This window comes from Falsiroseomonas sp. E2-1-a20 (assembly GCF_051433195.1).
GTDB lineage: Bacteria > Pseudomonadota > Alphaproteobacteria > Acetobacterales > Acetobacteraceae > Falsiroseomonas.
The window spans coordinates 1-13,703 of sequence record NZ_JBHMFT010000065.1 but is presented as its reverse complement, the minus strand read 5'-3'; the positions used below and the strand labels follow the sequence as shown (position 1 = coordinate 13,703).

The window sequence follows — 13,703 nt, the reverse complement described above, 5'->3', positions numbered from 1 at the left end:
ACTCCCGTCAAGGCCGCTGGTCCACTCCAATAACTAAAGGACGGCCTGGCGAGCGGTTCCTTCGCTGCTGCCTGTATCCTGTGGGCCGGCTACGACGCCGCCTTCCTAGCCCTCGCTGCCATAGCTGCTGTTGGTGATGTGGCCTTCTTCGCAACGGTGCCAGAGACACGTACCGTGTGAATCAGTTGCTGAAGGACCCCTTATCAGGACTAGGATCTCCGAGGGGTGTAGCTGAGGCTTGGAATTGTGGTCAAACCCTGGTTGCAGAAGCGATTTTTCGATCGCCGTTCCCACAGCAGGGCATTCAAGGCGGAATTGCACGCGCGTCCAGCAGCCCGGGTTGGAGAAGGGTAATCGCGTCGCGCGTCGCTTCACCAAGCGCCGTGTTGTCGAAGATGCACCAGGTTTCCCGATCGTTCGCAACGTCGTCCTGTAGCAACTCCGCGGTAGCCGCCAATGCCTCAACCGAATACGGCGAGTAGTAGATTTTCGGCGACCCATGCAGGCGGCGGTAGCTGATGCCGCACCAACCGGCAGGGCTCGCGGCTTGCGGGACCAAGGCAGGATCGGCGCCAACCCGAGCAATGTGAAAAGCCGCTAGTTGCGCATCTACCTCACCGGTAAACCACGTAGCGTGACGCGGCTCGCACACAACATAGCCCTCGAAGTGCTGACGTAGAAGCTCGAAAAATTTGCCGACCACATCCGCATCATATCTGGTCGATGGCGGCAGTTGAACGAGTAGCGGACCAAGAGTGGAGCCGAGCGCCTCAACTTCGTCCAGGAACCGCTTGAGCGGCTCCGATATGTCGAGGAGCCGATGTTTGTGAGTGATTGTCTTCGGGATCTTTACTGCGAACTTGAAATCCGGCGGAACGCTAGAGGCCCAACGCGCATAGGTTGCTGGCCGATGAGATCTGTAGAATGAAGAGTTGATCTCAACAGCGGAAAAGCGATCCGCATATCTCGCAAGATGACTACCGTCAGACGGGAACGCCGACGCATGCTGCTTTGGGATGCCCCATCCAGCTGTGCCGATTCTGGCATTCCTACGCATGCTTAACTCGACTTTGACAAGATTCGGCTGGAGGCCGTGGCCGCCGTGGTGTGCTGGAGGACGACCCGCATCACCTAGCTGCGCCTCGACACCGCCCTCTATCGCCCGACGCCGCTGCGGCGACCTGGGACCATCGGCTGCCCCGGACCGGATCAACGGAGCACGCCTGCCGCATCTCTCGGAGGAGCTGGCCGGCAAGGACATGCAGTGACGTACAGCGAGGATCACCCGGCGGTGGAGATCTGCGCGGGTCCCGCCGTCTGGCGCCATGCCGAGATGCTGATCGGGTCATCAGAAATTCAGCAGGATATTGAGCAGGATTTGCAGCAGCGGTCCGCCAGCGAACAGCGCAAGCAGGAACATCGCAGCAATGAAGAAAAAGACTATCATTATCAGCCGTCTGATTAAGCTGACCATCGCATTCCGCGGCGGTGGTGGGTCCGACACCTCAGGCCGTCGTGCTTCAGAATCGCCGCCGACTGCGGGTTCTCGCATGAGGATGTCGCGCAGCCGTCGCGTCATCGCCTCCCGTTCAGTCGCCCTGCGATCCTTACGCAAAGGGGTCGGCAGGGGTGGCGCTGTCGGAGGGGACACCGGCGCAGGATCCCGGCGGCGCGTGCTCCTGGCCCATGGACTCGACGACGCAGGCTCACGGACCACGTCCCACATGGGTGGTGCCGGGGCCGGCCTAACGGCCGCGGGGGGCGTTGACTTAGCAGAAGGAGACGCCTCGCCGAACCGGGCGCCGCATCCTGGGCAGGTCGCTGCTTCAAGCCAGCGGCCTGGGCTGTGGTTGGTGCAGTAATAGGCGACCTGCGCCTCGTGGCAGGCCCTGCATTCGCCAGGAGCGGCCTGAGTGGTCCCGCAGTTCTGGCATCTCAGGACAACCCTGCTCATCTCGGCGCTTCCGCGTCTTCCCCAATCGCTTCGGCCGGCTCAGGATACATCTCGTCGATAAGAGCGTCCGGGATGTGCATCCGGTACACCTGCGGCAAGGCGTCTTCAACATAGCGCGCCAGCGTCGGCACCCGCCGGTGCGGTCCGAAAGCCTCCCGAGGCAGGCGATGCGACAGCGCCACGGTCGTCAGGACGGGATGTCGGGCATAGGCAGGATGGATGGCGTAGCGGTCTTCGACATGGTCGTGGCCGCGCACCATATGCGTAACAGGCCGGCCAAGCTGGACGCCGAGTTCGCAGAAGGCCGCAAAATCCTCGTGGCCAAACTGGCTTCCGCGAGAGAAGCGGTTTGGCATCTTGCGGCGTGCGGTTGGATGACAGCGCGTCCAGACGAAGTCCGACAGGCAGGCTGGGTCATTCCAGTCTCTGGTCTCCTGCAGTCTCGAATGCAGGTCAACCAGCGGGAACCCGCCATGCACGACAAGCAGCCCGTCTGGAAAGAACAACGCGCGCGGCACTTGTGCGAACAAACGCACTGCCAGCTTGCCCGCACGCACAATCCACTCATGGGCTAAATTCGTGTTGAGGAATTCCGCAAAATCGGCGGGCGCTACACTCGAGGTGAAATGGACGCCGTTATAAGCCAGCGCCTCGTCATGATTGCCAGCAATGACACAGACATCACTGGGTGATTGCAGGACGAGCTCGAAGACGCGCAGCAGGACCTCGAGCCCGTAGCCCTCATCGTCGACAAGGTCGCCAAGGAAGATCAGCTGCGGCCTGTCAGGACCCGTGCTTTCTGCGTCGATCACTGCCAAGGCCGTTTCTAGAGCGAGCAGATCGCCATGCAGATCGCCGATGATCCAGAGCGGCGCTGCCGTGGTGCGCTGCCTGAGCTGAATCGCGCGATCCTCCGTCGTTGCACGATCTGCATCGAACAGGAGGCCGCCCCCCCCAGCACGGTCGAGCAGCGTTTCCATGGCGTCCACAGTGTGGTGCATGCGCGCGCGGATCGCGGCGGAGTCCGCCTTGTTTTGAATCGCTACCCAATCAAGGTCGCGCACATCCCTCACTGGCAATATCGCGATAGGCTTACGAGTGGGTATTGTCCTCCCCGCCGAGGGCAAAACCTCTGCTATCGGCGCCGTCACGCAGTCGACGAATGGGGCCGCGCCCGTAGGATCCGGTACCGGCTCTGTTGGGAGCTCCCGATCCTTGTCCATCAACCCGCACGCACCGTCAGCGGCAGCTTAGCAATTCCCTTTGTCTCGCGACCAACGGCGATCATGTCGCCGGAACTGAGGATGCTCGCGCCCGTCAGGGCGCGGCCATTGATCAGCGTCTCATTGGCAGTCGGGCTTACAGGGACGACGGTCCATCGGTCGTCGGCACCGCGCTCAATCACGCACTGCCGGTTGTCCCAGAACTCGGCATCGGGGCCGAACTGCCGCATCAATATCTTACCGAGCTCCGTTCGCACGCTGAGGCGCAGCGATTTTCCGTCCGGCGACTGAAGCACCAGCGCCTCCGCCACCAGGGGCGGCCGCGGCGCCCCTGCAGCGATAGGAACTCCTTTCGAGGACGGCTTCGGCGCCATTGTCGGCTTGCCGCGACCGCTCAACACTGCGCGCAACTCCGCCGCTGTGGGGCGGGCGGCGGCGTCGGGCGACAGGCAGCGGTGCAACGCTTGGCTGACTTCGGCATTCACCGCAGGCGACGGCATCAGCCCGACCAGCGCCGCCGGTACCGCCACATAAGACCGAACCAGCCTAGCATAATCCGCTTGGTCCTCGGACCAGTAGGGATGCTGCGCGGTCAGCAACTCGTGCAGCATAAGCCCGCAGGTAAAGACATCCGACGCCTTCGCTGGCACGCCGCCACGGCTCAAATGCTCCGGGGATCGGTAGTTGTCGGTTCCAATATAGCCCTGATGGCCGTGCCAGGGCGCGCGCCGATCTGCCAACAGTGAGAAATCCATATCGATCAACTTCAGCTGGTAGCCGGAGCTGATCGTGGGATCTTCGATAAGATAGGCATTAGCCGGCTTCAAATCAGCATGCACAATATCGGCTTCATGCAGCGCCGCGATGCCAGCCACCAGCACCTTTGCCCAGGTGACATGGCGTGCCCAGACTGTAGCATTCTGCGTTGGCGCTACCTTGGTTCGACGATGATGCTCGCGCTCCTCGTCGAGCACCTGCTGCAGGTCGGCACCGTTCTCGACAAACTCATAAGCCTGGAAGTAGCTGCGCCCACCCCAGACCTCCTCAAAGGCATCAACTTGACGCACGGCGAAGTTGCCGGCCCTGCCGCCGCTGACCCGGGCCGACAGCTCTTTCTGGTAGCCGACGAAATCCTTGTACCAAACCACGGTGGGTGCCGGGGATTTGTAATGCTTGAAAAACACCTTGGCACCGGCCGGCGACAACGCCGCATAGGAGATCGCCATCATGCCGGGGCCGAACACCCTGGTAATGCGATATCCCCGAATGACATCGCCGACCTTGAGCTTCTTGGCCATGTTCGTGCTCAGTCCGCTTTGCTTGTCAAAGCACGACAGTCTCAGCCGAGCGCGAAACGCTGGCCGCAAGCTGTTTCAGTGTGTTGCGAAAATTAACGGGATCGGAGGTGAACCTCTGAAGCGCAGCCTGCGGGCTTAGACCGTCGTACTCCACCACCTCCCACTCCGACTTATCGATCTGGCTGAGCCTGTCATATCCCTCGAAATTCGGCGCGAAGAGACTGAGGATGATGCGGTTCGCCATCACCACATTGGCGACATCCTGCAGTGATCCTCCCTTTGCCTCCGGGATACCCATGGTTTCTTTAAACGACGCATCAGTGAAAACGATGACCACGCGCGCCGCATCGCTGCGATAGCGCCACTTGCCGTGATCAACGGACTGCGATCCTTTTGGCATCGCCTCCATAGTGGCGACTTTGAAAAGCGCATCCAGCAAAGATTCAGGCTCATCGCCGCCGCCCATGGCGTGCAGGCCGGCGAGCTGCGCCTTCAACGCCGTGACATCGCGCACAAAGGGGTTGTCGACGATCCAGGGAATGCCTTCGCCCTCGGCGCTGTCCAGGTCTCGATAGCCCACGACCTTGGCGCGCCAGTCTTTCACGGGCGCTGCGTTGTTCGCATCGCCGCGGCTAAGCGATTCAGCGAAGGCTTCAATGTTCATGCGAAGCGCGCTGATGCAGGGCTCCATGCTGCCGCTGACGTCGATCATGAAGACGATATCGGCAATGCCCTTAGCCTTGCCTCGAGCTTGAGGAGCCTGAGTGTTAGGCGCCACCTCCGCAACCCCTGCATCCACCGGCAAAATTCCTGCCTCGCCACCGGCGGCTGTCGACCCTTCAGGTGCGTACAGAGGCGCGACCTTGGGTTCGGGAGCAGACGCTTCGGAGCCCGGATCTGCGGCCGACTCCGTGGTGCGCGTTGCGCCTGGATCTTCGGTTCCGCTCATTCTTCTGCTCCATTAAAGGGGAAACGCGGCTAGAGGCTAGAGGCCGCACCCGCGGGAACGGGCGCTGTGCGTGTAAGTTGCCGGATGACTGTTCATGGCAGAGAGACAAGCCGGGCGTGAAGCAGGTCGAGCTTGCCGGGCCGCCGCCCGCCGCCTGCAGCAATTTGTTGATGTCGTGTACGATGCCGCCCGCGCGTTGGCCGAGTGCCTCCACGCGCCGGAAGTGAACGCGCCGCGCGTCTGACCCAAATAGGCATTCCGATCACCACAGCGGAGCGTGGGCTCAGCCACCGCCGTCTATCTCGTCCTCCGTCGGCGCCTTGCATCAATTGTGGATGTGGGTGGCGGCGGCGGAGGCGCGGTGCCAGGGGTTGGGCCGCGTGGTACGCGGATCAACACCACGGGCCTGCGCCGCATCCGGGCGGCGCTGCAAGGATCGTTTCGACTTCTTTCGGCGTACTGATCTGGCTAACGGTCGGTCGCACCGCCATGCGTCGCGGGCGAGGCCAAGCGCGCGCCCGGCGTCTGGACTGATCACGATCCGTGAGATTTGGTAAAAAGAATCTCTAGGCAAGCGAACCGATACCCGCGCCCTTTTCGCAAGACGGCTCTGGGCGCCTAGGCCCGTCGCGGAACCAGTTTGCCGGTACGGCCTGAAAGTGCTTCAGGCGCCGTCCGGCTCATCCTCCGTCGGCGCCTCGCAGCGGTTGTGGATATGCGTCGCAGCGATGGCGGCATGGCCCATGCCGACCACGATCTGGTCCAGCCCTCGCACCACGTCGCCGGCGGCGTAGAGACCTGGCACCGTGGTCTGCGCATGGTCGTCCACCACCAACGCGCCGGACCCATCCTGTTCCGCCCCGAGCTTCGTCGCCAGACCGCTGCGATAGTTCAGGCCCAGGGCCGAATACAGCACGTCAAAGCGCAGAGCCTCGCCACCGCCGAAACGCAGCGCCCCGATCTGCCCCTCCTCCATCTCCAGCGCCGCGATCGGCTGTTCCACCAGACGGATGCCGCGCGACGCCGCCATCTCGCGCTGCTCCGCGTCCAGTTCGAGAGCGACTCCAAGTGTCAGCAGCGTTACGTCGTCTGCGTAGCTGCGGGCGATAAAGGCGGCCTCCGCCAGGCCATGGGCGCTGCGCGCGCCGCCGGGCGCGATCACGGCGATGCGTCGGTCGCGCGATTCGTAGCCGTCGCAGATCGGGCAGTAGCGCACCAGGCCACGGCGCACCGCATCCGGCAGGTCAGGCAGCACGGGTTCCACATCCACCGCGCCAGTAGCCAGCAGCACACGTCGTGCACGCAGCTTGCGCGGCGCGCCCTCCGCCGTCTCCAACATCGCCAGGAAGCCGCCGCGCCGACGCGCCAGCGCGGTGACGTGGCCCGGCTGGATCGCGATGCCGTAGCGGCCGATGTGATCGCGCTGCCGCGCCAGCATCTCCGGGCCCGGAATGCCATCGGCGAAGAAGGGGATATTGTGGCTGGCAGGGATCCAGGCGGCGCGCGGCTCGCCAGCATCCACCACCAACGTACGCCGCCTGAAGCGCGCGAGGTACAGTGCCGCGGTCAGCCCGGCCGGACCCCCGCCGACGATGAGACAATCCAGGTCTTCGGTCTCGGTCATGCTCGCTATCGTTCCTCCTCCTCAGGGGCGGTGCCGAAGGCGGCTAGGCCCTCCGACAGCAGTTCGCCCAGCAGCTCCAAATCCGTAAGATAGTCGGGCGCGGAGCCATGCGCTTTGCGCTCCCGCGCCAGCCGCCGCGCCTCCTCTCACTCGATCGCGTCGCTAGTAATCGCGCGACCGATTGAGACGAACGCGATCAGCGCCGCCTTCTCGTCCTCATTCAGCTCCGCGATCAGGCCCCTCAGCGTGTCGGTCATCGCATCCGGATCGACCTCGTCGGGTGTCTCCGGATCCTGCACATCCGCGTTCGTCGCCTCCTCCTGCAACTCGCCAGCGGCGCGCCCGGCGTCGATGATGCCGACGATGGTGGGCAGGCTGACGACGAGGTCACCTCGCCATCGGGGTCATAGGCTGGCTTATGCGCTGTGGCCTTCCTGCATTCAAATCCAGCATCCCCGCGCCGAGGCCGATCACGACCACGACCACGACCACGACCACGACGGTCAGCGCCGCCCAGAGCCTGAATCCCAGCCCTCGCTCGATGCGGTGCCCCGACGGCGGCTGCCGGCGAGCGGCATGCCGAAATCTTGCAGGGCCGCCTGCCCGATGGCGCGATCATACTTCAGCCGGTCGAAGGCGCTGCCGCCGACGCGGTAGTCCTCAGCGCGCAGGGCGCCCTGGATGGAGCCCCGATCGGCGCGTTCAGACACGATCAGCCCGTCGCACCCGGCCGACAGGTCGTATGCCGCAAGTCCTGACAGGTCCGACGGTGCCGCGGTGGAAGTTCTCTGCGATTGCCCAAGGGGCCGCGTCGCGCTCGTCGCCATCACCCCGCCCTCAACGCTTCCTGGTGAACCGACTTCGTCGCCACCTTGGTCAGCAGCGCGTCAGTCGCCTTCTCTTCCTCCAGCGTGGCGTGCAGGAGCTCGGCAATCTCGGTCTGCTTCTGCGCCTCGGCCCAGGTGGCCAACGCGCCGTAGCGGGCCATCTCGTAATGCTCGATCGCCTGGCCAGTGGCAATCAGGCCAGCGTCGCGCACCGCGCTCGGCTGGGGCGCCTCCTCCAGCAGTTCCTCGCCCTCCTGGATCAGCCCTTGGATCGCCTCGCAGGTCTGGCCCTGGGCGCGCTTGCCGAGAATTTGGAAGACCTGCTGCAGGCGCTCGATCTGGCCCTCAGTCTGGTCCTTGTGCTCCTTGAAGGCCTGCTTCAGTTCAGCGCTCTGCGCCGCGCGCGACATCTTCGGCAGCGCCTTCAGCAGCTGGCGCTCGGCGTAGTAGATGTCCTTGAGGGTCATCAAAAACAAATCGTCCATCGTCTTCATCATGGTCAATCTCCACGAGGTTCTTTGAAAGGATGCGGCACCGAGGTGTCGCAGTGTCGCAGCGGCAGGGTCAGCAGACTGGTAGGTGCCCTTCCGGCACAGTCTTGGGATGCAGCTCATCCACCAGTCGCAGGTGTTCACGCAGCAGCACCATCTCGGCGTCCAGTGTCACCAGTGTCAGCGCCGCTACCGCCGCTGGCTTTAGGTGCCTGTCCACTGATGTGGTCCGCCGGATTTCCTGCTGCCGGACTATCTCGCCTCCGCTTCCGCGAGGTGGCGCTGGGCTTTATCCCTCAGGCTCTCAGGCAGTTCCTGCGTCATGCCCGGATTTCGGCAAGCTGCGCATTCAAGCTACTCAGCGTCGCGTGTCGGCGTGGACGTTGCCGTCCTTCCTCATGAACAGCGGCGCCAGGCCCGCCAGCCCCAGGAGACCTAGTAGGCCCCAGTCAAAGTCGTCGTCGCGCTCATCCATCCGCACCGAGCTGGGCGCCGTGGTCGTCTGCGCCAGGGCGGTCTGCGTTAAGGCAGGCCCACTCATAAGGGCGGTCAGCATGGCAGCCGCGTAAAAATGTGTGGATGTGGCCATGGTGAACTCCCGCGTCTACGTGGCGGCCAAGGAGCAACGCTGAGTTCGCCGGATTGTTGCGCAGCCCTTCATCACTTTCGGCCTCGCGCGACTGGACCCAGAAAAGCCATGCGGGGCGGCGTCCGACGGGGCTGCTGTAGCGTGGTATGATTGCCGGCGGCTTGATGCCGTTCCTCGCCGGCCTGCTCGGGGCCGGCTCGGCGAGCGACGGCAGCGGAGCCGTGATAATATTCCGGCAACGTGTCTGGCTCGTGAAGCACGGGCGCTGCAGTGTTGAGACGCCACATGAAGGTGTGAACCCCACTCCAAACAAACCAGCGTCGGACGCAATAAATTCAGCTACCTATGGCGCCAGTCGGCACCAAATGCGTGCGCCGGCCTCGGAGCGCTGAAGTCGGCCCGCCAGTCCTCCAATTTCGGGCGGCGAGACAACCGCGTCGCAAGCGGCGCGTTGTTGCCGAAGACGCAGCAGACTATGTAATTCAGCGGATCAGATCGGACGACTGAAACTTATTGGTTCGTTCGACCTGAACGTCGTGACCCGACTTTATCACTGGCCGCGGACGAGAAACATTGCTTCCGCCAAGTGGTCGGCGGAGGCACGATTGAGCGCCAGCGGAATGTCGGCGAGCAGCGAGATGCGCACCAGGGCCTGCACATCCGCCTCGTGCGAATGGGACGACTCCGGATCGGGGAAGAAAACGAGCGCGTCGAGCTCACGTGCGGCGATGCGGGCGCCGACCTGAAGGTCACCGCCCTTTGGACCGCTCAGCAGTTCCTCCACGCGCAGCTCAGGGCAGGCCTCCATAACCTCTCCGGCTGACGTCCCGGTGCCGCAGAGGCAGTGGCCCGAGAGCGCCTCGCGCCACGCGCGCGCCCAGGTGATGAGCGCCTCTTTCTTGGCATCATGTGCGACGAGCGCGATACGCAGGATCCGTTCTGCCATCCCGGTTGCCTTCTCTTCATCTCCGGCCTCAACGCGGCGCGAACCGCTGCGTCCGCCGTGCGGACGACGGTGCAGGCAACGGCGGCCCAGTGGCAGCGTTGCAGGCTGGGCACAGCTTCTTTTCGTCAGCAGGGGCCCATCTCGCGCCGGCTTTCGTGCTTGGCGTCCCAATGGCCTTGGTGCTGCGGCGCGTCTGGTGGTGCCCTGGTCGGAGACCGGAGATCCGAAGGTGAGCAGGCAGATCGAACGGCGTGTCTTTGGTTCCGAACTGATCGAGCGGCAGTGGCGCCACGATCTCGGCGGGACGTTCGAGGTCGACTTCAACGAGTCCGGATTGCGAAGCAGGATCGACCTGCCGCTGAATGTCCTTACGGAACACAGCAGCAATCAGAAAGATTCAGGCTGAGGCCGCCGTTGCTTCGGCGCCACAGGCGGGCGTACAGCTTGCCCTCTAGAGCGGCAGTTCGCCCACATTGTTCAGGCAGCCGTGCAGCTTGGCACCGGCGGCTGGCACTCGTCGGTGCCGCTGAGCGTATGCTGGGCGGCGCGACCGGGGACAGCCATCGCATCACCCAGGGCCACATACTCGGCGGCACATTTCCGGGGCGCGCTGGTCGCGGACCAAGCCGCTTACCATCTGGGCTCGATCTCAGCTGGAGATCTGGCCGCACTTCGTCTGGTCCGTGGCTTAGTCTCTTCAGGCGTGTCCAGCGGACGAGCGTGGGAGAAACCGAAGATGTTGAGAAGCAACCGAAGCGAGGGTTTGTCCCACACGAAGTTGAACCGGCTGTTCGAGACTGAATCCTTCGCTACTGTCGTGCGGCTCCTGCGGACGGAAATACGGGCCACAGGCTCGAAGCTGCCCCGCCATGTTCTGCAGCACGCGCTTGCGCTCGCGCTGATCGGCCAGACAAACGGCGACCTCGAGCACCGCGCGGCGATGCAGCGAGCGGGCATGGAGCCGTCACTCAACCACGCCAACGCCATCAAGGAGGCGATCGCGATCTTCGAAGAGCTGATCCGCCTCGACACGAAGCGCCGTCAGGAGGCAGAGGCCTTCGGAGACATCGCCGCACACCTTGGCGAAGCATTGCAACGCGCGCGAGCCGCGGGACACCAGGAGCACCTCCTTTCGCCGCCGTCGGAGTCGGAGAAGTTGCTGCGACACCTCCTCGAGGAGGCGACGCGGCTCGTCACCGGCGGCGAGCTGGTGCATGTCGAGGCGCTGCTGACGCGCGCACACCAGATCGCGCTGACGCTGGAGGACGAGGGTGGTCCGCATGCGCGCGCCACCATCCATATCCTGCGCATCCTGCGCGAGTATCTGGGCGACAGGTGCAATGCGACTGCCGAGGTGAACAACGCTGCGCGCGAGGACGAGCTCGACGCCGGACGCTTCGCCTATACTCCGGCTGACCGCGATGCCTATCTCAACCTGTTCACTGATATCTTCATTGCAGCCTGGAAGGGCAACCGCGGCGAGATCGCGCAGCTCGTCATGTCGCGCGCCCTCGACATCCATCGCGAGCGGGCGCGCCAGACCTGCGGCCAGAACGAGCTGGCCGGCATCATCCAGGCGATCGGGCGGGCCGCAGCGCTGGCCGGCAACATGGGGCATGCGCTCTGCATGTTCGAGGAGCTTCGCCGGATGGCTGAAACCGGTGCCGTGTTCCGGTCATGGCTCGCCGCGGCCTGGGCGGGCCTCGGGCGCGCCTGGATCGGTCTGGGAGATCCGGAGATGGGTCTTCCCCTTCTGCATCGTGCCCTGGCCGAAGGGCCTGATGCGGCTCAGCCCGGTTGGCACACCGATGCGCTGGTCGACCTCTACGAGGCCTCGATCGAGGAAGGCGACGCCGCGACGGCCAGGAGATGCCATGACGTGCTGACGCGCGGCGGAGATCTGCGGGGGACGTCGCCCGATGAGATTGCGGCGCGGGCTGCCGAACAAGACGACCCGCGAAAGGCCGCGGACATCTACCAGGGAGTCCTGAACTCCGCTTCTCGTCAGCGCCTGCGCGCGGGTGCGTCGCGCAGGATCTCACTGCGTCTGACGCGGCTGCTAGCCAGGATGGGCGAAACGGAGCGCGCCTATAAGTTGATCAACGAGAAGTACCAGATCTTCAACGAAACTCTCGGGTCGCAGCATCCGGTGCTGTCGGAGGTTGAGGAGACCATCGCGACTCTCGAATGCGCGCTCGGCCGCCACAAATTGGGGCTGACGGCACTCTTCAGGGCAGTGGCTCGCGATTTCCGCTCGGTGCAGCATCTCCTACAGTTTGGCGCATCCACGCAGCAAGGCCGGTTGCTGGAGGGGATGCGCCGGCGCACGGAGGCAGCTATCGGCCTCGTTGCAGAACACTTCCCGGATTCACCCGACTTGATCGCTGGGGCTCACGCACTCGTCACCCGGAAGTCCCTGAATGTCGGCGTCGAATGGGAGAAGGCCTGCTCTGCAGCCGCTTCGGCGGACAGTAATCCGGAGGTTCGAGCGGCGCGCGACCGGCTGGCCGAGCTCCGCGCGCAGCTCGCGCGGCAGGCACTTGAAGCAGCGCGCGGCAAGGGTACGCCAGGAGACGATCCTGCAGGCACGCTCCGCCGCAAGGAGGAGCAGGAGAGGGAGCTGGCTTACCTCATTGGTGGGGTCTCGATCGCGGGCTTAGCCCAGGCGCCGGAACCAACTGCAATTTCAATGTGCATTCCCGCGCATTCCACCTATGTCGAGCTAGTTCTCTACTCGCCGATCCGCCTTCCACACGAAACGGCGCCCCGCCCACCCCGCTATTGCGCGTTCGTTCTGCATGCGCGCATGCAGCGCTGGCACATGGTGGAACTGGGGTTCGCCGCGGACATCGATAAGCTGGTCACGGCTTTTCGCGGGTACATCATGCACGAGGCCGATCCTTCTCAACGCTTCGCCACGGTAGAGGCGCCGCGTGTCGGAGCCCGGACGGTCATCTCGAAGGAGGCGAAGGAAGCTGGACTGAAGCTGCGGCGGCGTCTCTTCGATCCACTGCTGCCGGCGATCGGTGAGCGCACACGGCTCGTTGTCGTACCCGTCGGGCCGCTCTTCTTCGTGCCGCTCGAATGTCTGCCGGCGGATCACGGCGGGCGCCTCATCGACAAGTACTGCATCAGCTACGTGTCATCGGCGTGAGCGACGACGTACTTCCAGGCGAACGTCATCCACGGCCGCACGGCGGAGGATGTGACGGCGGTCACGGCGCCAATCATTATCGGCGACCCGGAGTAGGGTGAACCCCCCTGTATCGGCCGCTTCCGGCTTCTGCTTCCGCCAGCTTCCCGAATCGCGCGAGGAGACGTTGTCGGCGGGCAGGATCTTGGGGGTGAAGCCGACTTCTATTCGCGTTGTCTTCACCACCACCCTCGTGAACCAGGTACTCGCTGCTCCCCCACACCTGTGCACCAAAGGCTTGCCATATCCGCGTGTTCCAGTAGGCGCTGCGCAACGGCAGGGGCAATTCGGCCGTCACGCCAGTAGCCCCTACTCTCGGGAGAATCCAGTCGCCGACAGGCGCCGGCGGTGTCCTGGCCAAGGTGGGTGGAGATGCTGCGGCGCGAAAGTCCTCTTGCAGGGCCGTGTTCGGCCAGTGGTGTGACAGACTGTTCTACACAGAGGCTGCGACAGCGACTTCGTCTTGCTGGCGCCCATTTTCCTAACGCAGGTTGCCCACGATGACGCGATTCCGGCGCAACAGGTGAGCCGCGACCATAGTACGCCAACTGTATCTAGTGCACTGACCCAGACGGAGGATTCACAGCGGGCTGCTGCGGTGGAATTCTC

Annotated in this window: 13 protein-coding genes; 3 read left to right on the top strand and 10 right to left on the bottom strand. The window is 64.0% G+C overall.

All coding sequences use genetic code 11. The annotated features are described in order from the left end of the window. Window positions 1-304: 304 nt before the first annotated feature. Window positions 305-1,057, bottom strand: coding sequence for a DUF72 domain-containing protein (locus ACFHPP_RS28710; RefSeq protein ID WP_437166658.1), 753 nt, complete (start codon window positions 1,055-1,057; stop codon window positions 305-307). 207 nt (window positions 1,058-1,264) lie between these two features. On the opposite strand from ACFHPP_RS28710, the gene ACFHPP_RS28705 reads away from it, so the two are divergent. Continuing rightward, complete coding sequence (locus tag ACFHPP_RS28705) at window positions 1,265-1,465, top strand: hypothetical protein (protein ID WP_437166657.1); 201 nt, start codon at window positions 1,265-1,267, stop codon at window positions 1,463-1,465. A 485-nt stretch (window positions 1,466-1,950) separates the two neighbouring features. On the opposite strand, the gene ACFHPP_RS28700 is transcribed toward ACFHPP_RS28705, so the two are convergent. The 9 genes from ACFHPP_RS28700 to ACFHPP_RS28660 all read right to left on the bottom strand — a co-directional run bounded on the left by ACFHPP_RS28700 (window position 1,951) and on the right by ACFHPP_RS28660 (window position 9,901). Beyond that, on the bottom strand, window positions 1,951-3,027 hold the full coding sequence (locus ACFHPP_RS28700) for a metallophosphoesterase family protein (protein ID WP_437166656.1): 1,077 nt from the start codon (window positions 3,025-3,027) through the stop codon (window positions 1,951-1,953). Window positions 3,028-3,176: 149 nt separating this feature from the next. Beyond that, window positions 3,177-4,475: an FHA domain-containing serine/threonine-protein kinase gene (locus ACFHPP_RS28695; protein WP_437166655.1), complete on the bottom strand. Its 1,299-nt coding sequence runs from the start codon at window positions 4,473-4,475 to the stop codon at window positions 3,177-3,179. 25 nt (window positions 4,476-4,500) lie between these two features. After that, entirely contained in the window at window positions 4,501-5,424 is a 924-nt protein-coding gene (locus ACFHPP_RS28690; RefSeq protein WP_437166654.1) for a hypothetical protein, read from the bottom strand. Between the two features lie 664 nt (window positions 5,425-6,088). Next, the gene (locus ACFHPP_RS28685; protein WP_437166653.1) at window positions 6,089-7,048 is read right to left on the bottom strand and encodes an NAD(P)/FAD-dependent oxidoreductase; all 960 of its coding nucleotides are present in this window, start codon (window positions 7,046-7,048) and stop codon (window positions 6,089-6,091) included. Between the two features lie 146 nt (window positions 7,049-7,194). Then, on the bottom strand, window positions 7,195-7,374 hold the full coding sequence (locus tag ACFHPP_RS28680) for a hypothetical protein (RefSeq protein WP_437166652.1): 180 nt from the start codon (window positions 7,372-7,374) through the stop codon (window positions 7,195-7,197). A 177-nt stretch (window positions 7,375-7,551) separates the two neighbouring features. Then, on the bottom strand, window positions 7,552-7,758 hold the full coding sequence (locus ACFHPP_RS28675; protein ID WP_437166651.1) for a hypothetical protein: 207 nt from the start codon (window positions 7,756-7,758) through the stop codon (window positions 7,552-7,554). A 116-nt stretch (window positions 7,759-7,874) separates the two neighbouring features. After that, window positions 7,875-8,372: a ferritin-like domain-containing protein gene (locus tag ACFHPP_RS28670; RefSeq protein ID WP_437166650.1), complete on the bottom strand. Its 498-nt coding sequence runs from the start codon at window positions 8,370-8,372 to the stop codon at window positions 7,875-7,877. A 352-nt stretch (window positions 8,373-8,724) separates the two neighbouring features. Further along, complete coding sequence (locus ACFHPP_RS28665) at window positions 8,725-8,955, bottom strand: WGxxGxxG family protein (RefSeq protein WP_437166649.1); 231 nt, start codon at window positions 8,953-8,955, stop codon at window positions 8,725-8,727. Between the two features lie 550 nt (window positions 8,956-9,505). Further along, window positions 9,506-9,901, bottom strand: coding sequence for a methylglyoxal synthase (locus tag ACFHPP_RS28660; RefSeq protein WP_437166648.1), 396 nt, complete (start codon window positions 9,899-9,901; stop codon window positions 9,506-9,508). A gap of 229 nt (window positions 9,902-10,130) precedes the next feature. Between ACFHPP_RS28660 and ACFHPP_RS28655 the strand changes: the two genes are divergently transcribed. Both ACFHPP_RS28655 and ACFHPP_RS28650 read left to right on the top strand, forming a co-directional pair. Further along, on the top strand, window positions 10,131-10,307 hold the full coding sequence (locus ACFHPP_RS28655; protein WP_437166647.1) for a hypothetical protein: 177 nt from the start codon (window positions 10,131-10,133) through the stop codon (window positions 10,305-10,307). A 330-nt stretch (window positions 10,308-10,637) separates the two neighbouring features. Continuing rightward, on the top strand, window positions 10,638-13,055 hold the full coding sequence (locus tag ACFHPP_RS28650) for a hypothetical protein (protein ID WP_437166646.1): 2,418 nt from the start codon (window positions 10,638-10,640) through the stop codon (window positions 13,053-13,055). The last annotated feature ends 648 nt before the right edge of the window (window positions 13,056-13,703 follow it).